This window comes from Pseudomonas sp. yb_5 (assembly GCF_043103865.1).
GTDB classification, from domain to species: Bacteria; Pseudomonadota; Gammaproteobacteria; order Pseudomonadales; family Pseudomonadaceae; genus Aquipseudomonas; species Aquipseudomonas putida_Y.
In genome coordinates this window covers 16,102-39,328 of sequence record NZ_JBICKE010000082.1, presented here as the reverse complement: position 1 = coordinate 39,328, position 23,227 = coordinate 16,102, and the positions used below count along the sequence as shown (strand labels likewise).

General features: G+C 60.7%; 22 protein-coding genes and 1 tRNA gene. 10 read left to right on the top strand and 13 right to left on the bottom strand.

The features are described 5' to 3' along the window. Positions 1–15: 15 nt before the first annotated feature. The 4 genes from ACF8GF_RS13290 to ACF8GF_RS13275 form a co-directional block, all read right to left on the bottom strand. A tRNA-Phe gene (locus ACF8GF_RS13290) sits at positions 16–91 on the bottom strand. A 90-nt stretch (positions 92–181) separates the two neighbouring features. Beyond that, a complete protein-coding gene (locus ACF8GF_RS13285; RefSeq protein WP_003255742.1) occupies positions 182–454 on the bottom strand; it encodes an oxidative damage protection protein in 273 nt (90 codons plus the stop codon). After that, positions 451–1,518 (bottom strand): A/G-specific adenine glycosylase, encoded by a 1,068-nt coding sequence (gene mutY / locus ACF8GF_RS13280; RefSeq protein ID WP_064615102.1) that lies wholly within the window; start codon positions 1,516–1,518, stop codon positions 451–453. The genes ACF8GF_RS13285 and mutY overlap by 4 nt, the downstream gene beginning before the upstream one ends. Next, positions 1,515–3,761, bottom strand: coding sequence for an AsmA family protein (locus ACF8GF_RS13275; RefSeq protein ID WP_339534212.1), 2,247 nt, complete (start codon positions 3,759–3,761; stop codon positions 1,515–1,517). The genes mutY and ACF8GF_RS13275 overlap by 4 nt, the downstream gene beginning before the upstream one ends. Before the next feature lie 268 nt (positions 3,762–4,029). On the opposite strand from ACF8GF_RS13275, the gene ACF8GF_RS13270 reads away from it, so the two are divergent. The 6 genes from ACF8GF_RS13270 (at position 4,030) to hisF (ending at position 8,916) form a co-directional block, all read left to right on the top strand. Continuing rightward, the gene (locus tag ACF8GF_RS13270) at positions 4,030–5,691 is read left to right on the top strand and encodes an OFA family MFS transporter (RefSeq protein WP_021782632.1); all 1,662 of its coding nucleotides are present in this window, start codon (positions 4,030–4,032) and stop codon (positions 5,689–5,691) included. 185 nt (positions 5,692–5,876) lie between these two features. Beyond that, positions 5,877–6,470 carry an imidazoleglycerol-phosphate dehydratase HisB gene (gene hisB, locus ACF8GF_RS13265; RefSeq protein WP_392487981.1) on the top strand — a complete coding sequence of 198 codons (594 nt, stop codon included), beginning with the start codon at positions 5,877–5,879 and terminating at the stop codon, positions 6,468–6,470. Then, positions 6,471–7,109: an imidazole glycerol phosphate synthase subunit HisH gene (hisH, locus tag ACF8GF_RS13260; protein WP_176683582.1), complete on the top strand. Its 639-nt coding sequence runs from the start codon at positions 6,471–6,473 to the stop codon at positions 7,107–7,109. Next, a complete protein-coding gene (locus ACF8GF_RS13255; protein WP_021782634.1) occupies positions 7,110–7,370 on the top strand; it encodes a DUF2164 domain-containing protein in 261 nt (86 codons plus the stop codon). Positions 7,371–7,397: 27 nt separating this feature from the next. Continuing rightward, positions 7,398–8,135, top strand: coding sequence for a 1-(5-phosphoribosyl)-5-[(5-phosphoribosylamino)methylideneamino]imidazole-4-carboxamide isomerase (gene hisA / locus ACF8GF_RS13250; RefSeq protein WP_003255731.1), 738 nt, complete (start codon positions 7,398–7,400; stop codon positions 8,133–8,135). Between the two features lie 10 nt (positions 8,136–8,145). Continuing rightward, on the top strand, positions 8,146–8,916 hold the full coding sequence (gene hisF, locus ACF8GF_RS13245) for an imidazole glycerol phosphate synthase subunit HisF (RefSeq protein ID WP_176683581.1): 771 nt from the start codon (positions 8,146–8,148) through the stop codon (positions 8,914–8,916). A 117-nt stretch (positions 8,917–9,033) separates the two neighbouring features. Here hisF and choV read toward each other — a convergent pair whose 3' ends face one another. From choV to ACF8GF_RS13230, 3 genes are all read right to left on the bottom strand, one after another. After that, positions 9,034–10,212, bottom strand: coding sequence for a choline ABC transporter ATP-binding protein (gene choV / locus ACF8GF_RS13240; RefSeq protein ID WP_176683580.1), 1,179 nt, complete (start codon positions 10,210–10,212; stop codon positions 9,034–9,036). After that, positions 10,209–11,057: a choline ABC transporter permease subunit gene (gene choW, locus ACF8GF_RS13235; RefSeq protein WP_176683648.1), complete on the bottom strand. Its 849-nt coding sequence runs from the start codon at positions 11,055–11,057 to the stop codon at positions 10,209–10,211. Before choW ends, choV begins: the two co-directional genes overlap by 4 nt. An 81-nt stretch (positions 11,058–11,138) precedes the next feature. Continuing rightward, the gene (locus ACF8GF_RS13230; RefSeq protein ID WP_176683579.1) at positions 11,139–12,086 is read right to left on the bottom strand and encodes a choline ABC transporter substrate-binding protein; all 948 of its coding nucleotides are present in this window, start codon (positions 12,084–12,086) and stop codon (positions 11,139–11,141) included. A gap of 453 nt (positions 12,087–12,539) precedes the next feature. On the opposite strand from ACF8GF_RS13230, the gene ACF8GF_RS13225 reads away from it, so the two are divergent. Both ACF8GF_RS13225 and ACF8GF_RS13220 read left to right on the top strand, forming a co-directional pair. Beyond that, positions 12,540–13,916: an L-serine ammonia-lyase gene (locus tag ACF8GF_RS13225; protein WP_176683578.1), complete on the top strand. Its 1,377-nt coding sequence runs from the start codon at positions 12,540–12,542 to the stop codon at positions 13,914–13,916. 501 nt (positions 13,917–14,417) lie between these two features. Then, a complete protein-coding gene (locus ACF8GF_RS13220) occupies positions 14,418–15,524 on the top strand; it encodes a GlxA family transcriptional regulator (protein WP_176683577.1) in 1,107 nt (368 codons plus the stop codon). Between the two features lie 119 nt (positions 15,525–15,643). On the opposite strand, the gene ACF8GF_RS13215 is transcribed toward ACF8GF_RS13220, so the two are convergent. Next, on the bottom strand, positions 15,644–15,901 hold the full coding sequence (locus ACF8GF_RS13215) for a hypothetical protein (protein WP_003255717.1): 258 nt from the start codon (positions 15,899–15,901) through the stop codon (positions 15,644–15,646). Positions 15,902–16,239: 338 nt separating this feature from the next. On the opposite strand from ACF8GF_RS13215, the gene ACF8GF_RS13210 reads away from it, so the two are divergent. Beyond that, positions 16,240–17,820 carry a zinc-dependent metalloprotease family protein gene (locus ACF8GF_RS13210; RefSeq protein WP_392487980.1) on the top strand — a complete coding sequence of 527 codons (1,581 nt, stop codon included), beginning with the start codon at positions 16,240–16,242 and terminating at the stop codon, positions 17,818–17,820. Between the two features lie 99 nt (positions 17,821–17,919). Here ACF8GF_RS13210 and ACF8GF_RS13205 read toward each other — a convergent pair whose 3' ends face one another. The 4 genes from ACF8GF_RS13205 to choX form a co-directional block, all read right to left on the bottom strand. Next, complete coding sequence (locus tag ACF8GF_RS13205; RefSeq protein ID WP_176683575.1) at positions 17,920–18,390, bottom strand: thioesterase family protein; 471 nt, start codon at positions 18,388–18,390, stop codon at positions 17,920–17,922. Between the two features lie 10 nt (positions 18,391–18,400). Then, positions 18,401–19,366: an L-carnitine dehydrogenase gene (locus tag ACF8GF_RS13200; protein WP_392487979.1), complete on the bottom strand. Its 966-nt coding sequence runs from the start codon at positions 19,364–19,366 to the stop codon at positions 18,401–18,403. Positions 19,367–19,532: 166 nt separating this feature from the next. Beyond that, positions 19,533–20,417, bottom strand: coding sequence for a 3-keto-5-aminohexanoate cleavage protein (locus ACF8GF_RS13195; protein ID WP_339444654.1), 885 nt, complete (start codon positions 20,415–20,417; stop codon positions 19,533–19,535). Between the two features lie 123 nt (positions 20,418–20,540). Beyond that, positions 20,541–21,485, bottom strand: a complete 945-nt coding sequence (gene choX / locus ACF8GF_RS13190) for a choline ABC transporter substrate-binding protein (protein ID WP_014589378.1) — start codon at positions 21,483–21,485, stop codon at positions 20,541–20,543. A 145-nt stretch (positions 21,486–21,630) separates the two neighbouring features. On the opposite strand from choX, the gene ACF8GF_RS13185 reads away from it, so the two are divergent. Beyond that, positions 21,631–22,578 carry a GlxA family transcriptional regulator gene (locus tag ACF8GF_RS13185; protein ID WP_176683573.1) on the top strand — a complete coding sequence of 316 codons (948 nt, stop codon included), beginning with the start codon at positions 21,631–21,633 and terminating at the stop codon, positions 22,576–22,578. A 3-nt stretch (positions 22,579–22,581) separates the two neighbouring features. Here ACF8GF_RS13185 and ACF8GF_RS13180 read toward each other — a convergent pair whose 3' ends face one another. Next, positions 22,582–23,199, bottom strand: coding sequence for a hypothetical protein (locus ACF8GF_RS13180; RefSeq protein WP_176683572.1), 618 nt, complete (start codon positions 23,197–23,199; stop codon positions 22,582–22,584). Positions 23,200–23,227: the final 28 nt, after the last annotated feature.

Genomic DNA, 23,227 nt, shown 5'->3' with positions numbered 1-23,227 from the left:
CCAGAAGCTTGAAGGTGGTGCCCAGAGACGGAGTCGAACCGCCGACACGAGGATTTTCAATCCTCTGCTCTACCGACTGAGCTATCTGGGCGACGAGGTGAATTAAATAGATTTCCGGACCGCTCGTCAACGACTTTTTGAAAAAATTTTAAATTAATTCCGTCGCTTACGATTTTTGGGGTCATTCGGCCGGTGGAACGTAGCCTTCGGCCTGGGCGTATTCTTCGCCGGCGAAAAACTTGTCCATTTCGGCCTGGAGGAATTTGCGGTCCTCGGCGTTCATCATGTTCAGGCGCTTTTCGTTGATCAGCATGGTCTGGTGCTTCTGCCAGTCGGCCCAGGCTTTCTGCGAGATGTGTTCGAAGATGTCCTGGCCCTTGGCGCCGGGGTAGGGCGGGCGTTCCAGGCCGGGTAGTTCTTCTTGGTACTTGCGGCACATCACGGTGCGAGTCATCGGGCGTCTCCTGCAATCAGTTCGTCGGTCGCGCGTTCAAGCAGCTTTTTCACCGGGGCGGCGAGGCCCAGACGCGGCGGGGTGGCGAGGTTATACCAGAGCCAGTCGGCCTCGGCCACGTGCTCGCCGACCGGGTCGACGCGTACTAGCCAGGGTTCGATTGCCAGCTGGAAGTGGCTGAAGGTATGGGTCAGGCCGTCCATGGCGTGGCGGCCAGCCAGGCGCAGGCCATGCTGGTAGGCCAGGTCGTCGAGCTGGGCGATGTCGTCCAGTTCCGGGAGGCTCCACAAACCACCCCACAGGCCGCTGGAAGGACGGCGGTAAAGCAGGATGGCGCCTTCGTGGTTGGCCAGCAGTGGCATCAGTGTGCGCCGTTGCGGTAACGCCTTGCGCGGTTTGGGCTCGGGGTAGCGGGTTTCTTCGCCGTGCAGGTGCGCTTCGCAGCCGCGCTGCAACGGGCAGATCAGGCAGCTGGGCTTGCTGCGCGTGCACAGCGTGGCGCCCATGTCCATCATCGCCTGGGTGTAGTGGTTGGCGCGTTGTTGCGGGGTGAAACGCTCGGCGGTGGCCCATAGCTGGTTGGCAACTTTGGGTTCGCCGGGGTAGCCGGCCTGGGCGGTGTAGCGTGCCAGCACGCGCTTGACGTTGCCGTCGAGGATCGGTGCGCGGATGCCCATGCTGATGCTGGCGATCGCGCCGGCAGTCGAGCGGCCGATGCCGGGCAGTTCGGTAAGCTGCTCGACACTGCGCGGGAATTCGCCGCCATGTTGCTCGACGACGACCTTGGCGGCTTTTTGCAGGTTGCGTGCGCGGGTGTAGTAGCCCAGGCCCGTCCACAGGTGCAGCACTTCGTCCTCCGGTGCCTCGGCCAGGGCTTGCACGGTTGGCAGGGCCTGCATGAAGCGGTCGAAGTAGTTGAGCACGGTGCTGACCTGAGTCTGCTGCAACATGATTTCCGACACCCACACGCGGTACGGCGTGATGCCCTGTTGCCAGGGCAGGTCGTGCCGGCCGTGCTCGTCATACCAGTCCAGCACAGCGCTGGAGAACTGCTCGGGGCTCATCGGTTGAACAGCCCCTTGAGCGCGTCTTTCAGTTCCGGGCTCACTTTGTCTCCAAGTTTTTCATCAAGTTTTTCATCGATCTTGTCTTTCAGGCGGTTGCCGGCCAGTTTGGCGGCAACCTTGCCCAGGCCGTTCTGGTCCAGGCGGCAGGCCTTCGCGCCGAGTTCCAGCGGGCCACGGCAGCGCAGGGGCACTTCAACACCCACATAGCGTTCGTTGACCTGGCAAGCCGGGTCCGGCATGGCACGCTGGTCGCCTTCGACGATTACGCCGATGTTGTAGTCCATGCCCAGCACGCGCAGGTCGAGGTCACCATGGCCGTTGACGGTCAGGCCAGGGATGCGCGCCTTGAGGTCCGGGTTGCTGGCGACGCCATTGCGCACCACCAGGCTGCCGCGCAGTTCCTGGAACGGGGTGTCCTTGCCACGTGGCTCGCTGTTCAGCGTCTTGCGATTGAGCGTGGCGATGGCCTGGCACAGCTGCTGTTCCAGGTTGGCATTGACCAGCACGCCGTCGTTGATGGTGAAGTTTGCGCTGCCGTTCAGGGTGTCGACCAGTGCCTTCTGGCTGTTACCGGTGGCTGTCATGTCACTGGTCAGGGTCAGCAGGCCCTTGACCGGTGGTGTCTGCTCCTTGCCTTCGGTCTTGATGAAGTGCTCCACCGGCACCCGCTGGATGTTGGTGCTCACACCCAGCTGTGGCACGGCAGGGCGTACGTCGACCGTGCCCTTGGCTTCGAAGGTGCCGTTGTACAGCTCTCCGCGCAGGGTTTGCAGAGTCAGCAGGCCGCCTTGGCCAACGGCCTTGAGCTGGGCGCCTTCGATCGGCAGCTTGTCCAGGGTCAACGAGCCGAAGGCCAGGTCAGCCTGCAGGTCGAGGGCGCGCAGCCGGTCGATCGGCAGCAGTTTGTCGTCGCTCCAGGCCACTTGCGTTGGGGCGTTGGGCAGTGGTGTGGTGCCGGCACTGGCTACGGCGCTGGCCTCTTGTTGCTTGACCTCGGCCTGGCGCGCAGCGGTGGCGCCCTTGGCCTCTTCGCTCTTGGCCGGCAGGTAGCGGTCGGCGTCGAAGGTGTCGCCCTTAAGCTGCAGGCGCAGGGCTTGTTTGGCGAAATCTTCGACGGCCACGCGGCCGCTGAAGGTGCTGTCGTCCAGCTTCACTGCCAGGTCTTCCAGGGCCAGGCTGCTGGGCGTGCCCTGCAGGCGAGTGACCAACTCCAGCTTGGCGAAGGCGGCCGGATCGTTGGTGGCCGGCAGCGGGCGACCAATGCTTTCAAGGAAGGCGCGCAGGTTGAACTGGGCGATGGACAGGCCGCCGCTCAGCTGGGGTGCCTTGTCCAGATCGCGCAGGTTCAGCTCCCCGAGGGCGCGCAGTTGGTTGGCCGAGACTTTCAGGCCGTTCCACGAGGCGACATTGGCGGCCAGGTCGACCAGCAATTGGCCTTGGGCGGCGAAGGTCACGGTCTTGCCGCCGGTAGGCTCCCCCGAGGTTTCGCCCGACAGGCGCATGTCTTCGAAGTTGTAGCGCTTGAGTTTGCGGTCGAAGCGCAATTCGCCGGCCAACTCGGTACGGGCCTTGATGCTCGGCTGGCTGGCGCTGATGAAGGCACTGGCCTTGAGCGGGATGTTTGCGCCTTCATGGATCGGGCCGGTGCTCAGCTGGATGCTTTCGGCGCTGTAGCTGTGGCCGGTCTTGGCATCGGTGTACTGCACGCGGGCGTTGTTCACGGTCAGGCTGTCGATGTCCAGCTTGATGGCGCGGTCGTTGCTTTCGGCGGTCGCAGGCTTCTGCTCGGCAGGAGCCTGTGCGGATGCATCGGTGCTTGCGCCGTTCTGTGCGGGCAGCGGCTTGCCGATGTCTTCCCAGTTGCCATGGCCCTGTTCGTCACGCGTCAGGGTCAGGTTCAGGCCTTCGACACGTACGTCGCTCATTTGCACTTCGCGGCGCAGCAGCGGCAGCACACGGACCGAAAGCCCGAGCATCTGCAGGTCGGCGAACGGCTCCTTGGGGTTGTTCAAGGTAGCGATGCTGGCTTCGTGCAGCTCCAGGCCCAGCCATGGGAACAGGCTCCAGCCGATGTCACCGTTGAGGGTCAGTTCGATGTGAGCCTTGTCGCGTGCCAGCTGGCGAATCTCGTCTTTGTAGTCGTTGGGATCAAAGAGGTGGGTCAGGGCGAAGCCCAGCGCCACGATGATCAGCAGTAACCCGAGAAGCCCCAGTCCCAGGATTTTGCCGAACGCTTTCATGGGCGAGTCCTTTTAGTCCGTTAGTGAGTTCAGGCGGCAGAGTATAACGCTGTAGCGGTTACCCCTGCTTGTACGACTAGAGATGTAGGAAATTCCTACGCCTGTATCAGATCGTACGGCTTTCGACAGCCTAGTATTGAGCGGGTGCCGGGAACATGACCGTTTCAGTCAGGCAAAATTGAACGATGGCAGATTGCTTTCACGCTGCTTGATGCTGCTACCCTTGCGCCGCTTCGCGAGCACCCTCCCAATAACAAGGATCAGATCCATGACCAGTACTGTCGCGACGGGAACCTCGGCCAGTGCGCCAGGCTTTCTGTCGAAGGAACGCATAATCGCCCGCCCAGGCTTCAACCGCTGGCTGGTTCCGCCAGCCGCCCTGGCCATTCATCTGTGCATCGGTATGGCCTACGGCTTCTCGGTATTCTGGCTGCCTTTGTCGCAAGCCCTTGGGATCACCGCCCCCGTCGCCTGTGCGGCAGACATGGGCTTCATGGCCCGAATGTTCAGCGCCGAATGCGACTGGCCAATCTCGATGCTGAGCTGGATCTACACCCTGTTCTTCGTATTCCTCGGCTGCTCGGCGGCGGTGCTGGGCGGTTGGCTGGAGCACGCCGGCCCGCGCAAGGCTGGCCTGGTCTCGGCCTTGTGCTGGTGCGGCGGCATGCTGCTTTCGGCGATAGGTGTGAAAACCCATCAGCTGTGGCTGATGTGGCTTGGCTCCGGCGTAATCGGCGGTATCGGCCTGGGCCTGGGCTACATCTCGCCGGTATCGACCTTGATCAAGTGGTTCCCGGACAAACGCGGCATGGCCACCGGTATGGCGATCATGGGCTTCGGCGGCGGGGCCATGGTAGGGGCGCCGCTGGCCACCGCGCTTATGGGGCATTTTGGCAATGAGCACGAAGTTGGCGTATGGCAGAGTTTTGTCGCCATGGCGGCGATCTACTTCGTGTTCATGACCGCTGGCGCACTGGCGTATCGCGTACCTCCGACCGGCTGGAAGCCTGAAGGTTGGGCTGCACCGTTGAAGAATGCCAGTAACGCCATGGTCACCGACCGCCACGTGCACGTCAGTGTGGCCTGGAAGACTCCGCAGTTCGCACTGATCTGGCTGGTGCTGTGCCTGAACGTGTCGGCGGGCATCGGCATTATCGGTATGGCTTCGCCGCTGCTGCAGGAAGTGTTCGCCGGTAAATTACTGGGCAACGAACTGACCTTCAGCCAGCTGAGCACTGCGCAGTTGGCGCAAATTGCCGCGATCGCCGCCGGATTTACCGGCCTGCTGAGCCTGTTCAACATTGGCGGCCGGTTCTTCTGGGCATCGTTCTCCGACTACATAGGCCGCAAGAACACCTACTTTGCCTTCTTCGCCTTGGGTGTGGGCTTGTACAGCCTGGTGCCGAACATGGGGCACCTGGGCAACGTGGCACTTTTCGTGGCCGCGTTCTGCATCATTCTGTCGATGTATGGCGGTGGCTTTGCAACGGTGCCGGCCTACCTGGCGGACCTGTTCGGCACGCAGATGGTGGGTGCCATCCATGGTCGCCTGCTGACCGCCTGGGCGGCAGCGGGGGTGCTGGGGCCGGTGCTGATCACCTACCTGCGCGAGTATCAACTGGCGGCAGGTGTGGAGCGGGCAGCGGCTTATGACATGACCTTGTACATTCTCGCGGGTTTGCTGGTGCTGGGCTTTATCTGCAACATGCTGGTGCGCCCGGTGGCCGACAAGCACTTCATGAGTGATGCCGAACTGGCGGCCGAGCGCGCGTTGAGCCATGACAAGGGCGCCGATGGGGCGCGGTCGCTGGAGTGGAAAGCGGCGCCAGGCAGCCTGCCACTGGTGCTGCTGGCCTGGGCGGTGGTGGTTGTGCCGTTGGCCTGGGGTGTCTGGGTGACCTTGCAGAAGACCGCTGTGCTGTTCCATTGATCAGCAGGGGCGCGCGTTGCGCCCCTTTCGCAGATGCAGGAGCGGGCCGTTGTGGTTGTATAGACCTGTAGCGGTATCCAGTCCGCATAAATCCTGGCTTTGCCATATGTCATCCGCGTTTCAAGCTGGCGCGTTCTGGGCCTATAATGAACCCCTTTTCGCCCAATGATTTTGCGGAGCTGGTGATGGTTGAACGTAAGGCTTCCGTCGAGCGCAATACCCTGGAAACCCAGGTCAAGTGCTCGATCAACCTCGATGGCAGTGGCAAGGCCCGATTCGATATCGGTGTGCCCTTCCTTGAACACATGCTGGACCAGATCGCCCGCCATGGGCTGATCGATCTGGATATCGAGTGCAAGGGTGACACGCATATCGACGATCACCATACCGTCGAAGACGTCGGCATCACCCTGGGCATGACATTCGCCCAAGCCATCGGTGACAAGAAAGGTATCTTCCGCTACGGCCACGCCTACGTGCCGCTGGACGAAGCGCTGTCACGCGTGGTCATCGACTTCTCTGGCCGCCCAGGCCTGCAGATGCATGTGCCGTATACCCGTGCCAGCGTTGGCGGCTTCGATGTCGACCTGTTCCAGGAGTTTTTCCAGGGCTTCGTCAACCACGCCCTGGTAACCCTGCACATCGACAACCTGCGTGGTCACAACACCCACCACCAGATCGAAACCGTATTCAAGGCTTTCGGCCGCGCCCTGCGCATGGCCATCACCCTCGACGAGCGTATGGCCGGGCAGATGCCTTCCACCAAAGGGTGCCTGTAAATGCAAACGGTAGCCGTAATCGACTATGGCATGGGTAACCTGCACTCGGTGGCCAAGGCACTTGAGCACGTAGGTGCCGGTAAAGTGCTGGTTACCAGCGATGCCTCAGTGATCCGCGAGGCCGACCGTGTGGTGTTCCCGGGCGTGGGCGCGATTCGCGATTGCATGGCCGAGATCCGCCGCCTGGGCTTCGACAGCCTGGTGCGCGAAGTCAGTCAGGACCGCCCGTTCCTCGGCATCTGCGTCGGTATGCAGGCGCTGCTCGAGCACAGTGAGGAAAACACCGGCGTCGACTGCATCGGCCTGTTCCCTGGCCAGGTGCGCTTTTTCGGCAAAGACCTGCAAGAAGACGGCGAGCACCTGAAGGTGCCGCACATGGGCTGGAACGAAGTCGCCCAGACCATCGATCACCCGCTGTGGCACGACATCCCTGACCGCGCACGTTTCTACTTCGTGCACAGCTACTACATCAATGCCGGCAAACCGGGCCAGGTGGTGGGGCGCGGTCACTATGGCGTCGACTTTGCCGCAGCGCTGGCCGACGGTTCGCGTTTTGCCGTGCAGTTCCACCCGGAGAAGAGCCATACCCATGGCCTGCAGCTGCTGCAGAACTTCATTGCCTGGGACGGGCGCTGGTAAATGAGCAGGTCGAAGACCAAGGCCCCGAGCATCACCCTTGCCCCCGAGCAGGAGCGCGAAGCGCTCGACACCTTGAAGCGCTTCCTCGAAGACCGCTTCGAACTGCAGTTGGGGTCATTCGAGGTGGCCGAGGTCCTCGAGCTGTTCAGCAAAGAAATTGCACCCCATTACTACAACAGGGCGATTGCCGATGTTCAGCTGCACCTCAAGGAGCGGTTCGAGAGCATCGAAAGCGACCTGTGGGCACTCGAGAAGCCCTGAAACCCAACAAATAGACAGGTTCCCAAGATGCTGATTATCCCCGCTATCGATCTGAAGGACGGTGCTTGCGTGCGCCTGCGCCAGGGCCGCATGGAAGACTCTACGGTATTTTCCGACGACCCGGTGAGCATGGCTGCCAAGTGGGTCGAGGGTGGTTGCCGCCGCCTGCACCTGGTCGACCTCAACGGCGCCTTCGAAGGCCAACCGGTCAATGGTGAAGTGGTTACCGCCATCGCCAAACGCTACCCGAACCTGCCGATCCAGATCGGCGGCGGTATCCGTTCGCTGGAAACCATCGAACACTACGTCAAGGCTGGCGTCAGCTACGTGATCATCGGCACCAAGGCCGTCAAGCAGCCCGAGTTCGTCGCTGAGGCGTGCAAAGCCTTCCCGGGCAAGGTCATCGTCGGCCTGGACGCCAAGGACGGCTTCGTCGCCACCGACGGTTGGGCCGAAGTCAGCTCGGTGCAGGTCATCGACCTGGCCAAGCGTTTCGAGGCCGATGGCGTCTCGGCGATCGTCTACACCGACATCGCCAAGGACGGCATGATGCAGGGCTGCAACGTGCCCTTCACCAAGGCACTGGCTGAAGCCACCCGTATCCCGGTGATCGCTTCGGGTGGCATTCACAACCTGGGCGACATCAAGGCCCTGCTGGACGCCAAGGCCCCGGGCATCATCGGCGCCATCACTGGCCGTGCCATCTACGAAGGCACCCTGGATGTCGCTGAGGCCCAGGCCTTCTGTGACAACTACCAAGGCTGAGGACTGAACCATGGCACTGGCCAAGCGCATTATCCCTTGCCTGGACGTGGACAACGGCCGGGTGGTCAAGGGCGTCAAGTTCGAGAACATCCGTGACGCCGGCGACCCGGTGGAAATCGCCCGTCGCTACGACGAGCAAGGTGCCGACGAAATCACCTTTCTCGACATCACCGCCAGCGTCGATGGCCGCGACACTACTCTGCATACCGTCGAGCGCATGGCCAGCCAGGTGTTCATCCCGCTGACGGTAGGGGGTGGCGTGCGTACCGTGCAGGACATCCGCAACCTGCTCAACGCCGGTGCCGACAAGGTCTCGATCAACACCGCCGCGGTGTTCAACCCAGAGTTTGTCGGCGAGGCGGCGGACCGATTCGGTTCGCAGTGCATCGTTGTCGCCATCGATGCCAAGAAAGTGTCCGGGCCAGGTGAAGTGCCGCGCTGGGAGATTTTCACTCACGGCGGGCGCAAGCCGACCGGGCTGGATGCAGTCGAGTGGGCGAAGAAGATGGAAGGCCTGGGCGCTGGCGAGATCCTGCTGACCAGCATGGACCAGGACGGCATGAAGAACGGCTTCGACCTGGGGGTCACCCGCGCTATCAGTGATGCGCTGGGCATTCCGGTGATTGCCTCGGGGGGTGTGGGTAACCTGCAGCACCTGGCAGACGGCATTCTGGAAGGGCACGCCAGCGCGGTGCTGGCAGCCAGCATCTTCCACTTTGGCGAATACACCGTGCCTGAGGCCAAGGCCTATATGGCTTCGCGCGGAATCGTCGTTCGCTGATCCATTGATCGGGGCTGCTTTGCAGCCCTTCGCGGGCACGCCCGCTCCCACAGAGATCTCAGCAAACCTGTTGGAGCGGGCGTGCCCGCGAAGGGCCGCGAAGCGGCCCCAATTGCCTCAGCCGAGGGTCTTGCCGAGCAGCGCGTGGTAAAGCTCGGTATCCCCGAGAATCCCCACTACCTTGTCGTTATCCTGCAGCACCAGCTTGTTGCCGGTTTGATAACGAATCTGCAGCGCATCACGCATGCCGATGTCGGCGTGCACCACGGTCGGCCTGCGTTCCAGCAGCTCCACATCTTGCCCCGGTGCCCATTTCTGCATGTCCAGACCGTTCTGGCCCTGGCGTGCACGCTTGAGCGCGCCGCCTTCGCCAAGGTCCAGCCACGAATCGATACCTGGATCCAGGCACACCGAGCCATTGACCCGTTTGCAGTTGTCCAGGCTGCGCATCAGGCTGCGGCCGCACAGCACGTTCAGCGGGTTGGTATGGGCGACGAAGGTGCGCACGTATTCGTCGGCCGGGTTCAGCACGATCTCCTCCGGCTTGCTGTACTGGATGATCCGCCCGTCTTTCATGATCGCAATGCGGGTACCCAGTTTCAGCGCCTCGTCCAGGTCGTGGCTGACGAACACGATGGTTTTGCTCAACTTGGCCTGCAGGCCAAGCAGCTCATCTTGCAGGCCTTGGCGGATCAGTGGATCCAGGGCCGAGAACGGTTCGTCCATCAGCAAGATGTCGGCATCCATCGCCAGCGCCCGGGCCAGGCCCACGCGCTGTTGCATGCCGCCAGAAAGCTCATCCGGCCTCTTGTTGCGCCACTGGGTCAGGCCCACCAGCTCGAGCTTCTCGTCGACCAGCTTGCGCCGTTCCTTTTCCGGACGACCCTGCATTTCCAGGCCAAAGCTGATGTTCTCGCGCACCGTCAGCCAGGGCATCAGGGCAAACTTCTGGAACACCATGGCAATGCGCTTGGTACGCATCATCTTCAGCTCGGCCGCGGAGCAGTTGGCAATGTCGATGTGCTTGCCTTCGTGCTCGACGAACAACTTGCCGCGGCTGACGGTGTTGAGGCCGTTGATGCAGCGCAGCAGGCTCGACTTGCCCGAGCCGGACAAGCCCATCAGCACGCAGATCTCGCCTTTGTTGATATCGAGGTTGGCCTTTTCGACACCCACCACCAGGCCGGTCTGCTTGAGGATCTGCTCGCGGGTCTGGCCTTGGTCCAGCAGCGCCAGTGCCTCGCGCGGCTTGTTGGAGAAGATGACGTCGACGTCTTCGAAACGAATGATGCTCATGCCTCACCCCTTACCGGCAGTTCCGGTTGCTTGCAGATACGGTCGAGCATGATTGCCAGCAGCACGATCGCCAGGCCCGCTTCGAAGCCCAGGGAGATATCGGCGGTGTTCAGTGCGTTGACCACAGGTTTGCCCAGGCCGTCAGCGCCGACCAGAGCGGCAATTACTACCATCGACAGCGACAGCATGATGCATTGAGTGACACCGGCGGCGATGCTTGGCATCGCGTGCGGCAGTTCGATACGGGTAAGCAGCTGGCGACGCGAGCAGCCAAAGGCCTTGCCGGCGTCCATCAACTCTTGCGGCACGTCGCAGATACCCAGGTAGGTCAGGCGGATGGGCGCGGCAATGGCGAACACCACGGTGGAGATCAGCCCCGGTACCACGCCCAGGCCGAACAGGGTCAGGGTAGGGATCAGGTAAACGAAGGTGGGTACCGTCTGCATCAGGTCGAGCACTGGGCGCATGGCGGTATAGAACATCGGTTTGTGAGCGGCGAGGATGCCCAGTGGCACGCCGATCAACACACACACCACCGTGGCGAAGGTGACCTGCGCCAGGGTTTCCATGGTTTCCTGCCAGTAACCCAGGTTGAGGATCAGCAGGAACGACAGGGCAACGAACGCGGTCAGCGCCCACTTGCGCTGGATCAGGTGCGCCAGGGCGGCGAACAGGGCGATGAGAACGAGCGGGTTGAACCAGGTAAGGGTATTGGTGACCCCGTAGATCATGAACTCCAGGCCTTGCGCGATGGCGTCGAAGTAATTCGCGCCATGCTGGGTCAGCCATTCGACGAACGACGCGATGTACTGGCCCAAGGGTATTTTCTGATCGATAAGCATGATAGCGAGCTTCCACCTGCATAGATTGAAATCAACCCGAGGCAGGCACGGTCCTGCCCCGAGGTAGCGCTACTGCGTAGTTCGTTATTGCGTAAGCTTGGCCTTGGCCGCCTCCAGGCCGGGTTTGCCATCAAAGGTGGTAACGCCGGCCAGCCAGGCATCCAGCTTGCCTGGGTTGTCCTTGATCCATTTCCTGGCGGCGGCTTCGGGTTTCATCTTGTCGTCCAGGACATAGCCCATCATGGTGCTTTCATCCTTGAGCTCGAACGACAGGTTTTTAAGCAGTTGGCCAACGTTGCTGCATTCCTGCGTATACCCCTTGCGGGTGTTCGTCAGCACGGTGGCCTTGCCGAAGTCAGGGCCGAAGAATTCGTCCCCGCCGGTCAGGTACTGCATCTTGAAGCGGGTGTTCATCGGGTGTGGTTCCCAGCCCAGGAACACCATTGCCTCGCCGCGTTTCTGCGCGCGGTCAACCTGCGACAGCATGCCCGCCTCGCTGGACTGCACGATCTTGAAACCGGCGTCCTTCAAGCCAAAGGCGTTCTTGTCGATCATGCTCTGGATGGTGCGGTTGCCGTCGTTACCCGGTTCTATGCCGTAGATCTTGCCGTTCAGTTCCTTCTTGAACTTGGGGATGTCGCTGAAATCCTTCAGGCCCTTGTCATACAGCGCCTGGGGGACTGCCAGGGTGTACTTGGCGTTTTCCAGGTTGGCGCGCACGGTTTCTACCGTGCCGGCATCGCGGTACTGCTTGATGTCGTTTTCCATGGTCGGCATCCAGTTGCCGAGAAACACGTCCAGGTCCTTGCCGGTGGCCAGCGACTTGTAGGTCACCGGTACCGAGATCATGGTGGTGTGGGTCTTGTAACCCAGGGCTTCGAGCACAACGCTGGTGGTCGCGGTCGTGACTGTGATGTCGGTCCAGCCGACATCGGAGAAGCGTACAGTCTGACACTGCTCGGGTTCGGCTGCCTGGGCCAGCAATGGCGCGGACAGCAGCGCAACCAGCAACAGCGAGGGTGAACCTTTCATGGATGGACTCCTGAGATATTGTCTTCGGGTTCGCGTGGGTCGCCGGGCTTTCTGAGGGTCCGGTCGACCAGGCCTGCAGAGGGCAGGATGCGTGGCCGTGCTTTACGAGTCGCTTTCGATAATCCTCCAGCGCCGGGCAATCGCCTACTGGTGGGGTCGTATCCAGTACGGAACGGGTCGTATCCAGTATGGGCGATGTCGCTTATGGATTTTTCCACCCCCTCACACGCATTTTTGCGTCACCAGGCCGCTGGAAAACGGCGTGGTGGGTACAGTGCCTTGGCTGAAAACAGCGCGGCGCTGCTGGACAAAAGTACGTCGGTTGCAGACGGCGAGGTGGGCGGTAAAAGCCCGATGATGCTGGCATTCAAGGCGGCCCGCTGTTTGAGCCTAGCAGCTACCCCGCCCTGCGCATGGCGCGCAGAGACAAGCCCAGCAAGAGGTGATTCGACAATGGCCATCAGCGTGTTCGACCTGTTCAAGATCGGTGTCGGGCCCTCCAGCTCCCACACCGTCGGCCCCATGCGTGCTGGCGCCCTGTTCGTACAGGGCCTGCGAGAACGCGGCGAGCTGGAACGTGTAAAACGGATCGAAGTGCGCCTGTATGGCTCGCTGTCGGCCACCGGTATCGGTCATGGCACCGACAACGCCACCATCATGGGCCTGATGGGCGAGTGGCCTGACGCCATTGACCCGACCCAGATCGTGCCGCGTATCGCCGACCTGCGCGAAACCAACACCCTGCAACTGGATAGCCGCTTGCCCATCGAGTTCGTCTGGGCCCGCGACATGCTGCTGCTGGACGAGAACCTGCCGTATCACCCCAACGCCATGACCCTGATTGCCGAAGGCGAGCAGGGCGAGTTGCACCGCGACACCTATTACTCCGTGGGCGGCGGCTTTGTGGTCGATGCAGCCCAAGCCGCCAGCGGTGTGCTGGATGCTGACCAGACGGTGCTGCCGTACGACTTCAACAGCGCCGCCGAACTGCTGCGCCTGTGCAAGCAAAACGACCTCAGCGTGTCGCAATTGATGATGGCCAACGAGAAGGTCTGGCGCAGCGAGGAAGAAATTCGCGCTGGCCTGCACAAGCTCTGGGAGGCCATGCAGGAATGCGTCAACAACGGCCTCAAGTACGAGGGCACGCTACCCGGCGGGCTTAACGTGCGCCGCCGCGCCGCCAAGCTGCACCGCAGCCTGCAGGAAATCGGCAAGCCCAACGTGATCGGCTCGACCATGAGTGCCATGGAATGGGTCAACCTGTTCGCCTTGGCGGTCAATGAAGAAAACGCCGCCGGTGGGCGCATGGTGACCGCGCCTACCAACGGCGCGGCGGGTATCATCCCGGCGGTGCTGCATTACTACATGCGATTCAGCGATGCGGTTGATGAATCCAGCGTTGTCGATTACTTCCTGGCCGCCGCCGCCGTGGGCATCCTGTGCAAGAAGAACGCCTCGATCTCTGGTGCCGAAGTGGGCTGCCAGGGGGAAGTCGGCTCGGCCTGCGCGATGGCAGCAGCGGGCCTTGCCGAAGTGCTTGGTGCCACCCCGCCACAGGTTGAGAACGCCGCTGAAATTGCCCTGGAACACAACCTTGGCCTGACCTGCGACCCGGTTGGCGGGTTGGTGCAAGTGCCCTGCATCGAGCGCAACGCAATTGCTGCGGTGAAGGCCATCAACGCGGTGCAGATGGCGTTGCGTGGTGATGGTGAGCACTTCATTTCCCTCGACCAGGTAATTCGCACCATGCGTGATACCGGGGCCGATATGCACGACAAGTACAAAGAGACCTCGCGCGGCGGCCTGGCGGTCAGCGCTATCGAGTGCTGATTTGCAGATCTGATCTCCAGGGCATCTTCGCGGGCAAGCCCGCTCCTACAGGAACTGTGCAATCCCTGTAGGAGCGGGCTTGCCCGCGAAGATGTCCTTGAGGCTGTTGCAGGTGCAGCACAGCCGGCAATGCCTCTTTATGGTGCGATGATGGGCGCCCCGCCTACCGATCGTCGGATGTCGCGATCAGTGTTGGCGTTGTCGGTGACACTTAAGGGTGTCGCTTCTGGGAAACCCACGCGGCGCGTGTCACTAAACTGCTCAACCGTTACAGGCAACGCGCTAGCTCGCCTGTTCTGGACGATTGGCCAACACGTTGCAAGTACTTGAAATGCCCAATAAAGGCGTCGTTTTCAGGTTTTTTTGGATGGCCGTTCAAGTTTAGGCACGGCGTTTGCGTTGAGATTGGCAAGCCTACCCCCGGAAAATGACCGAGGGGTCATAACAAGAAGTAAGTGCCCGCCTGAGGCACACCCTGCATTTGTGTGAGGAGAAATCGCGATGACGTCGTACAACTCCGGGAATCCAACCCAGAACCGCACAACACCCCAGTCCATCGGGTTTCTTCTATTGGACAATTTCACCCTGATTTCCCTGGCCTCGGCAGTCGAGCCGCTGCGTATGGCCAACCAGCTGTCTGGCCGCGAGCTGTATCGCTGGCACACGCTGACGGTCGATGGCGGTCAGGTGTGGGCCAGCGATGGCCTGCAAATCACACCGGATGCCGCAATCAGCAATGCTCCGCCCATCGACACCGTGATTGTCTGTGGTGGTGTTGGCATCCAGCGTTCCGTCACCCGTGAGCACGTCACCTGGTTGCAAGCCCAGGCCCGTCAGTCGCGCAGGTTGGGCGCCGTGTGCACCGGCAGTTGGGCACTGGCCTGCGCTGGCCTGCTCGATGGCTTCGATTGCAGCGTGCACTGGGAATGCCTGGCCGCAATGCAGGAAGCCTTCCCGCGGGTGAACATGAGCACCCGTCTGTTCACCCTTGACCGCAACCGCTTCACCAGCTCCGGTGGCACCGCGCCGCTGGACATGATGCTGCACCTGATCAGCCGTGATCACGGCCGCGAGCTGTCGGCGGCGATCTCCGAGATGTTCGTCTACGAGCGTATTCGCAACGAGCAGGACCACCAGCGTGTGCCGCTCAAGCACATGCTTGGCACCAACCAGCCGAAGTTGCAGGAAATCGTCGCGCTGATGGAGGCCAATCTGGAGGAACCGATCGACCTGGACGAACTGGCGGTGTATGTGTCGGTTTCGCGACGCCAGCTGGAGCGCCTGTTCCAGAAGTACCTGCACTGCTCGCCGTCGCGCTACTACCTGAAGTTGCGCCTGATCCGTGCGCGGCAGTTGCTGAAGCAGACGCCGATGTCGATCATCGAAGTGGCATCGGTGTGCGGCTTCGTGTCGACCCCGCACTTCTCCAAGTGCTATCGCGAGTACTTTGGCATTCCGCCGCGTGACGAGCGCGTGGGCTCCAACACCGCGCAGCAGGTGGCCATGATGCCGATTCCGCAGGCCATGACCCTGTCGCCGCACAGCGGGCCGATGGCGGCCCTGAGCCAGGCGCGCAACGAGTCGACATTTGCCAGTGTAAGGCTCTGATACCGCGCCGGCCTCTTCGCGGGCACGCCCGCTCCCACAGGTCACCCGCTGAGCTTGAGCCAGCGGTGATCTGTGGGAGCGGGCTTGTCCCGCGAAGGGGCTGGTCCTGGGTAAAAGAATTACGCGCGTTTGTTGAACTGCGCCAACGCTGGCAACAGTTGCTTGTCGATGGCCTGGCGCACTGCCGGCAGGATCGTCGCACTACCGGTGTACATCTGCTCCACCATCCCCTTCAGCGCCCGCGCATTGGGCTCGGTCAGCCCACGAACCACCGCTTCACACGCCTGTTCGGCACTGGCCCCGGCAGGAATATCGAAACCGCGCGCGCGCAGGTGGCCGGCGAGGTCGTCCTGATCAATCAAATCCGCATGCATCATGGCTGTTGTCCCTTTTATCGCTAAGAGAGTGCTGCTGTGATTTACGACCGATTCTGTGACGTGCGCGACAGCCTCGCAAGGACAGAATGTCGCCATGGCTGCTTTGGCTAAGAACAGGTCGTTTACGACTAAATCCCCTGCCAGGCAAGCACGCACACTGAAGCCATTCACGGTACAGAGGGTTTGGTCACCCTCGCTCACACGCAGTGGATGTTGCTCGCTCTTGGCCCCGGTAGCTCACGGCTTTCCGGGGTTATTTTTTTGCAACTGTTATTTATGTCAGTTGTTGGGAATCGATGCCCGTGGTCCAGTAAAGCTCCGATATCTGGAGCATGAACATGAACCGGAAACAATTGAAATTCTGCTTGCTAGGTGCTGTGTTTCTTTTTGGAGGATGCACCGCTTCGGACCCTACAAGCTATCTCGACAGTTCGGCGGATACGCTGTTTCAGATCAAGCCAGTCCAGAACCTCGCCGCCCTTGAGCGGCAATCGGGTACTGACCAGTATTTGAAGATTTTGTTGAGTGTGGCAGAAGACGCTGAAGTTAAGGAAGTGCAGGTCAATCCTGGGCTTGTATCGAAAGATACGGCGATGCTATCAATGCCTCTTACTGACGGCCGAACGGTGAGTTTCAAGTTGTCAAGAAGCGATAGTGTTGCTTCGGGAATGGTAGGGTGGGTTGGCGATTTGCCTTCCAATCGCAGACAACTCTACCCCTCATCTGCGGAAATCGATATGGATCCGCTCAACTGGGTTTCGTTAGTGAGTGACGGCAACCTGGTCGTTGGGGATGTCCGGGTGGATGGGCAGCTCTACCGGTTAACGGCGGTTGGCAAAGGCCAGCAAGTTTTGGTCAAGGTGGATGAATCAAAATTACCACCAGAAGCAGCGCCGATAGCTGTTCCTGTGCAAGCGCAGGCAAAAACCAAGTCACTCAGTACGTCTCAGTCGCCAAAAAGCACTATTAGGGTGCTATTCGTTACAACCCAGCAGTCGAGGGCCACGTTTCCGAATTACAAGCTCGAATTGGCTCAGGCGTTACAGAACGCCAACCAATACTTGATCAATAGTAAAGTCGATGCCGTGTACGAGCTGTCGAATATTTACGACTCTGACTACGATGAAACAGGCAAAGAACCCAGTACTCAGCTTAATGATATGATAGCCGATAGACCATTAGGGGCGAAAATTCATATCGAACGTGAAAAAGTGCGCGCCGATCTGGTATCTATGCTTTCTACGTATAGTATTTACTGCGGTATAGCGAAGATGCCAGCGTACAGGGAGACGGCTTTCTCGTCCATTAGTTGCTTTGGTGCGTTAGGCCACGAATTAGGGCATAACATGGGGGCTATGCATAGTGACGAGTTTCCCGATAAGGACATACCCGCTTACGCTTATGGGTACAAGCATACATCGCCAAATTTTCATACGCAGATGCGAACGTCGCATGGCGCCATCCCCTATCATTCAAACCCGCGGTTGCAGTATCAAGGGGTTCCTATGGGTACGGTAGATAAAAATGATGTGGCGCGGACTTTCAATGAAAATCGGGACACTGTTGCCAATTTTTATCCGGACCCTGCTCATCGCGTTCGTTTGTGGTTGTACGGGTCGAACCGGGGTTGCTTCATTGATTTGAAGCCGGGTGAACAAGCCTTGCTCTCATGGTATACAGAATGCAAGGATAATGATGTCGACCCCGTACGGGTTGAGGTAAAAGACTTCTACAGTGGTTCGACCCCGAGAAAATTATGCTTCGCCAACATTTTGTACACGGTAAAGAGCTGCTATACGGGAAGTAACTTTTCTGGGGATTTCGTCATCACGAGTGTACATTCTGGCGGTGGTAAACCAGAAGGGTTCACATTTACAAGAAGGCTGATAGGGCCAGTCTATAGAGTTTCATACGAGTGATCGTCATGGTTGTCCGCTTCTGTTCTGTCTGATAGTTGCGAGTGAAGGCGCCAGGGTGCTTCGTATCTATGGAGACCGTGGCGCCGGCTCCCTGATCATTCAAGAAGGAAGTTTTAGGGTGCGCCCGATGTATTGCGGCGCCGGCGCCCCCTCCTGTTGCTCTACCAAGTGGTTCAATTGGCAAACAGTCGTGTGCCCAAAAGGCGCTGACTGCGGCCCCGCCAGGTCCACGTGCAGTAACATCTGCTCGCTTGCCGCCAGCACCTCGTCGAACCCTGCCCGGTGCAGGCTGTGATACACGTGAAGACGCTTGCGATCAAAGCCGATGATCTGCGTCTGCACCCATACCTCGGTACCCAGCTTCACCTCGTGCAAATAATTGATATGCGCCTCCAGCGTGAACAGTGAATTACCGCTTTGCCCGCGGCTGTCGGCGTCCAGGCCAATGCGCTCCATCAGGGCATCGGTCGCGTAGCTGAAGATCAGCAGGTAGAAGGCATCGCGCAGGTGCCCGTTGTAATCGACCCAGTCCTCCTGGACCGTGGTGCGGTAGGTGATCAGAGCGGGCATCGTGGCCTCCTTAATCGCTGAATGACAGGCCGTGGCTGGCCTTGCTGGTTTTCACCGCTTCCAGTACCGCCAGCAGGGTGTCGTCACGGTAGCGCTCCAGTGCAGCGATACTGCGCTCGCCCTGTTGCTCAGCGGTACCGTTCACCACATCGTCGATCAGCTTGTCGGTCAGTTCCGGTGCTGGCAGGTACGTCCAGGGCAGCTTCAGGGCTGGGCCGAACTGCGACATGAAGTGGCGCATGCCGGCATCGCCGCCGGCCAGGGTGTAGGTCAGAAACGTGCCCATGAACGACCAGCGCAAGCCTGCGCCAAAGCGAATCGCGTCGTCGATTTCGCCCGTGGTGGCAACGCCGTCGTTGACCAGGTGCAAGGCCTCGCGCCAGAGCGCTTCGAGCAGGCGGTCGGCGATGAAGCCTGGCACTTCCTTGCGCACATGCAGCGGGCGCATGCCGAGTGCGGTGTAGATGGTTTTGGCAGCTTCAATGGCCTCGGGTGAGGTGCGGCTACCGCCGACGATCTCCACCAGCGGCAGCAGGTACACTGGGTTGAACGGGTGGCCGACGACGCAGCGTTCAGGGTGAGTCGACGACTCGTAGAACTCGCTGGGCAACAGGCCCGAAGTGCTTGAGCCGATGACTGCGTCAGGCTTGGCTGCGGCGCTGATTTTTGCGTGCAGGTCGAGCTTGAGGTCCAGGCGCTCTGGTGCGCTTTCCTGGATGAAATCGGCGTTGCGTACGCATTCCTCGATGGTCGCCACGAACTTCAGGCGGTCTTGCGATGCGCCAGGGGCCAGGCCTTGTTTTTCCAGTGCCGGCCAGGCGTTGGCGACACGTTTGCGCAGTGCCTGTTCGGTGCCGGGCGCCGGGTCCCAGGCCACCACGTCCAGGCCATGGGCAAGGGCGCGGGCGACCCAGCCGCTGCCGATCACGCCGCTACCCAGGGCGGCGAAGGTTTTGATTTCAGTGATAAAGGGCATAGCTAGTCCTCAGGGTAAAACACAGTCATCAGGGTTCATGGCTAACCCTGTGGGAGCGGGCATGCCCGCGAGCACCGGCGCGGGCGGTGCCATCCATCGCGTTGCCTGCTTCGCGGGCACGCCCGCCCCCACAGGGTCTTCGGCGCATTTGCCATCGTTTAAAGGATCAGCGGCGCTTGAGGTTCATTTTTTCCCGGCCTTCTGCCGGGCTGAGCACGCGGCCACCCATGCGGGTGATGATCTCGCTGGCGCGTTCCACCAGTTGGCCATTGCTGGCCAGCACGCCACGGTCCAGATACAAGTTGTCTTCCAGGCCCACCCGCACATTGCCGCCGAGCAACACGGCCTGCGCGGCCATGGGCATCTGCATGCGGCCGATGCCGAAGCCGGCCCAGGTGACGTTGGCAGGCAGGTTGTCGACCATGGCCTTCATGGTGGTGGTGTCGGCCGGTGCGCCCCACGGGATGCCCAGGCACAGCTGGAACAACGGGTCTTCGAGCAGGCCTTCCTTCATCATTTGCTTGGCGAACCACAGGTGGCCGGTGTCGAAGATTTCCAGCTCGGCCTTCACCCCCAGTTCGGTAATGCGCTTGGCGCCGGCGCGCAGTTGGGCCGGGGTGGACACGTAGATCGAGTTGCCGTCACCGAAATTGAGGGTGCCGCAATCGAGGGTGCAGATTTCCGGCAACAGTGCTTCGACATGGGCCAGGCGCTCCAGCGGGCCGATCAGGTCGGTGCCCGGGCCGAACGCCAGCGGCGTTTCACCCGGGCCGATTTCCAGGTCGCCGCCCATACCGGCGGTGAGGTTGACGATGATGTCCACGTCGGCTTCGCGGATACGCTCCATGACTTCGCGGTACAGCGCCACATCGCGGCTGAAACGGCCGGTCTGCGGGTCGCGGACGTGGCAGTGGACCACGGTGGCACCTGCTTTGGCGGCTTCCACGGCGGCTTCGGCGATCTGCTTGGGGGTAACCGGGACCAGGTGGCTTTTCGAGGCGGTGTCGCCTGCGCCGGTAAGGGCGCAGGTGATGATGACGTCGTGGTTCATGGTGCAGTTCCTTGTGATGTCGGTGTTGGCTTTTTCGCGGGCATGCCCGCTCCCACAGGATCAATGTGATCCCGAGTGTGGCGCTTTACCTGTGGGAGCGGGCTTGCCCGCGAAAGGGCACTGTCAGTTGGCGGTAAGCTTGAGGTTGTCCGCAGCCGGCTTGCCATCGAAGGTGGTCACACCCTCAAGCCAGCGGGCCTTGTCCTCTGGGTGGTCCTTGAGCCACTGGCGGGCTGATTCCAGCGCGTCCTTGTGGTCGAGCAGTGGCTGCATCATGCGGCTCTCGTCCTCGGCGCTGAACTTCAGGTTGGCCAGCAGGCGGTGGGCATTGGGGCAGCGTTCGGCGTAGTCCGGCGCCGTCACCGTCCACACCGTCGCACGGCCCTCGTCAGGGCCGAGCGCATCCTGGCTGTCACCCAGGTAGGCCATGTCGATGTTCACGTTCATCGGGTGCGGCGCCCAGCCGAAGAACACCACGGCCTCCTTGCGCCGCACCGCGCGGTCGACGGCGGCGAGCATGCCGGCCTCGCTGGACTCGACCAGCTGGAACTTGCCCAGGTCGAACTGGTTCTTGGTGATCATTGCCTTGATCTGCGTGTTGGCGCCGGAACCCGGTTCGATGCCATAGATCTTGCCGCCCAGCTCTTTCTCGAACTTGTGGATGTCGGCGAAGGTCTTCAAGCCCTTGTCGTAGAGGTATTTCGGCACGGCCAAGGTGGCGCGCGCGTCCTCCAGGCTTGGCTTGTCCAACACTTTGACCTGGTTGGCATCGACGAACGGGGTGATGGTCTGGGTCATGATCGGGTTCCAGTAACCCAGGAACATGTCCAGGCGTTTGTCGCGTATGCCGGCGAAGATGATCTGTTGCGAGGCACTGGTCTGTTTGGTCTGGTACCCCAGGCCGTCGAGCAGTACCTGGGCCATGGCGCTGGTGGCAATGACGTCGGTCCAGTTGACCACGCCAAGGCGCACGTTTTTGCAGGCGGCGGGCTCGGCGGCGAAAAGCGGGGTGGCGACGATGCTGCTCAGGGCAAGGGGCAACAGGCTGCGGCGGATCAAGCTGTGCATGGTGGCTCTCCATCGGCAGTGCATATTGTTATTGAGGGCGGCCTCTGCGGACCGTGTGAATACGCTACGCTGGCGCCACCTTGCCCAAGCGCACGCTAGCGACAGGAATTAGCACCGGGGCGACCAGTTTTCTGTGGAGGAGGGGATGATGGAGACGATAGCCTTTCTGTTGGTGCCCGGCTTTTCCGCCATGGGGTTCATTTCGGCGGTGGAGCCACTGCGGGTTGCCAATCGTTTTGGTGGGCAGTTGTATCGGTGGCAGGTGCTTAGCCTGGACGGTGAGGCGGTGCTGGCGAGCAATGGCATGTCGATCAATGCCGATGCCGCCCTGGGGGAGGGGGAGCCAGCCAACATTCTGCTGGTGGTTGCGGGCTTCGAACCGCTGGCCAATGTCGCACCCAAACTGCTGCATGCGCTGCGCCGGCTCAACCACGAAGCGGTCATGCTCGGTGGCATCGACACGGGCGCGATGGTGCTGGCCGAGGCAGGGCTGCTCGAGGGCTACCGGGCGACACTGCATTGGGAGGCCCTTGAGGCATTCAAGGAGCGCTATCCAGGCCTTCAAGCCACCCAGGAGCTGTTCGAGATCGACCGCAGCCGCATCACCTGTGCCGGCGGAACGGCCTCGATCGATCTGATGCTGTACTTGATTGCCCAGTCCCACGGCAGCGAACTGGCGGTCAAGGTGTCCGAGCAGTTCGTGCTGGGTCGTATCCGTCAGCGCCAGGACCACCAGCGCATGCAGATCGGTGCGCGTTATGGCATCAGCAACAAGAAGCTGATCCATGCCATTGGCGAAATGGAAAAACACATCGAACCACCGCTGAGCACGCTGGATCTGGCTGCCGCGATCAAGGTGACCAGGCGTCAACTGGAGCGTTTGTTTCGCATGCACCTTGATGCAACACCGAGCAGTTTCTATCTCGCGTTACGGCTGGACAAGGCGCGCCAGTTGCTGGCCCAGACCGACATGTCGGTGACTGAGATCAGCCTTGCGTGTGGGTTTGAACTGCCTTCGTATTTCACGCGGCGCTACAAGCTGAGGTTTGGGCGGTGCCCGCGGGAGGAACGTAGGCCTGGCGCTGCAAAGTGAGCTTCAATCCAGCTCGCGCTCGAGAATCGCCCTCAGTTTTTCGCGGTTCCTCGCTTGCAGGTCCTTGCGAAGCGGGGCGAAGCCCGCTGCATTGAAGCGTGCACCCAGATGGTCGAATATCAGGTTCAACTTTCTGGTGGGCTCGATCGGGTCGGTAATGCAGTAGGCATAAAACAGGATTGCAACCGGGACTTGGTCCCCTTCATGGTCCATTTCGATACTGAGATGTGAAGAGGCGTTCATGACGGTGAAGGTACGCGTACCTGCCGACTGCAGAGCGGCTTGAACATTTTCGTCGAGGCTCTTGAACCAAGGCCCTTTCTCGCGGGGCGGGGGTAGATAGCCACTGTAAACATCGCTTAATGCAAGCAAGTGCGGCTCATACACGATGGTTTTATGAGTATGTTCGAACAGGGTGAATTTCAGTGATTGCAAGGTGGCGAGAGCGACAGTGAACCATTGCTGAGGCTGGGTTTCCATCGAGTATTTTTCATTGGCCACTGCTTGTGAATAACGCAGGCATAGCTGCAAATCTTCCCATGTATCGAGTGTCAGCCAGGGCGCAGGCTTGATGCTTAGCCGCTCCTCGAATATTCGGGTGTCCAGGCTCGTATCGTCCATGTGGCATTGCTCCTTGATGGATGCAGAT

What these genes read in the sequence shown, in the direction of transcription:
- ACF8GF_RS13210 (WP_392487980.1), top strand. Translation starts at nt 16,240, where the DNA reads ATGAACCGGAAACAATTGAAATTCTGCTTGCTAGGTGCTGTGTTTCTT.
- hisF (WP_176683581.1), top strand. Translation starts at nt 8,146, where the DNA reads ATGGCACTGGCCAAGCGCATTATCCCTTGCCTGGACGTGGACAACGGC.
- ACF8GF_RS13220 (WP_176683577.1), top strand. Translation starts at nt 14,418, where the DNA reads ATGACGTCGTACAACTCCGGGAATCCAACCCAGAACCGCACAACACCC.
- hisA (WP_003255731.1), top strand. Translation starts at nt 7,398, where the DNA reads ATGCTGATTATCCCCGCTATCGATCTGAAGGACGGTGCTTGCGTGCGC.
- ACF8GF_RS13180 (WP_176683572.1), bottom strand. Translation starts at nt 23,199, where the DNA reads ATGGACGATACGAGCCTGGACACCCGAATATTCGAGGAGCGGCTAAGC.
- ACF8GF_RS13255 (WP_021782634.1), top strand. Translation starts at nt 7,110, where the DNA reads ATGAGCAGGTCGAAGACCAAGGCCCCGAGCATCACCCTTGCCCCCGAG.
- ACF8GF_RS13185 (WP_176683573.1), top strand. Translation starts at nt 21,631, where the DNA reads ATGATGGAGACGATAGCCTTTCTGTTGGTGCCCGGCTTTTCCGCCATG.
- mutY (WP_064615102.1), bottom strand. Translation starts at nt 1,518, where the DNA reads ATGAGCCCCGAGCAGTTCTCCAGCGCTGTGCTGGACTGGTATGACGAG.
- ACF8GF_RS13195 (WP_339444654.1), bottom strand. Translation starts at nt 20,417, where the DNA reads ATGAACCACGACGTCATCATCACCTGCGCCCTTACCGGCGCAGGCGAC.
- ACF8GF_RS13270 (WP_021782632.1), top strand. Translation starts at nt 4,030, where the DNA reads ATGACCAGTACTGTCGCGACGGGAACCTCGGCCAGTGCGCCAGGCTTT.
- hisH (WP_176683582.1), top strand. Translation starts at nt 6,471, where the DNA reads ATGCAAACGGTAGCCGTAATCGACTATGGCATGGGTAACCTGCACTCG.
- ACF8GF_RS13225 (WP_176683578.1), top strand. Translation starts at nt 12,540, where the DNA reads ATGGCCATCAGCGTGTTCGACCTGTTCAAGATCGGTGTCGGGCCCTCC.
- choV (WP_176683580.1), bottom strand. Translation starts at nt 10,212, where the DNA reads ATGAGCATCATTCGTTTCGAAGACGTCGACGTCATCTTCTCCAACAAG.
- ACF8GF_RS13215 (WP_003255717.1), bottom strand. Translation starts at nt 15,901, where the DNA reads ATGATGCATGCGGATTTGATTGATCAGGACGACCTCGCCGGCCACCTG.
- ACF8GF_RS13275 (WP_339534212.1), bottom strand. Translation starts at nt 3,761, where the DNA reads ATGAAAGCGTTCGGCAAAATCCTGGGACTGGGGCTTCTCGGGTTACTG.
- ACF8GF_RS13200 (WP_392487979.1), bottom strand. Translation starts at nt 19,366, where the DNA reads ATGCCCTTTATCACTGAAATCAAAACCTTCGCCGCCCTGGGTAGCGGC.
- ACF8GF_RS13205 (WP_176683575.1), bottom strand. Translation starts at nt 18,390, where the DNA reads ATGCCCGCTCTGATCACCTACCGCACCACGGTCCAGGAGGACTGGGTC.
- ACF8GF_RS13285 (WP_003255742.1), bottom strand. Translation starts at nt 454, where the DNA reads ATGACTCGCACCGTGATGTGCCGCAAGTACCAAGAAGAACTACCCGGC.
- ACF8GF_RS13230 (WP_176683579.1), bottom strand. Translation starts at nt 12,086, where the DNA reads ATGAAAGGTTCACCCTCGCTGTTGCTGGTTGCGCTGCTGTCCGCGCCA.
- hisB (WP_392487981.1), top strand. Translation starts at nt 5,877, where the DNA reads ATGGTTGAACGTAAGGCTTCCGTCGAGCGCAATACCCTGGAAACCCAG.
- choX (WP_014589378.1), bottom strand. Translation starts at nt 21,485, where the DNA reads ATGCACAGCTTGATCCGCCGCAGCCTGTTGCCCCTTGCCCTGAGCAGC.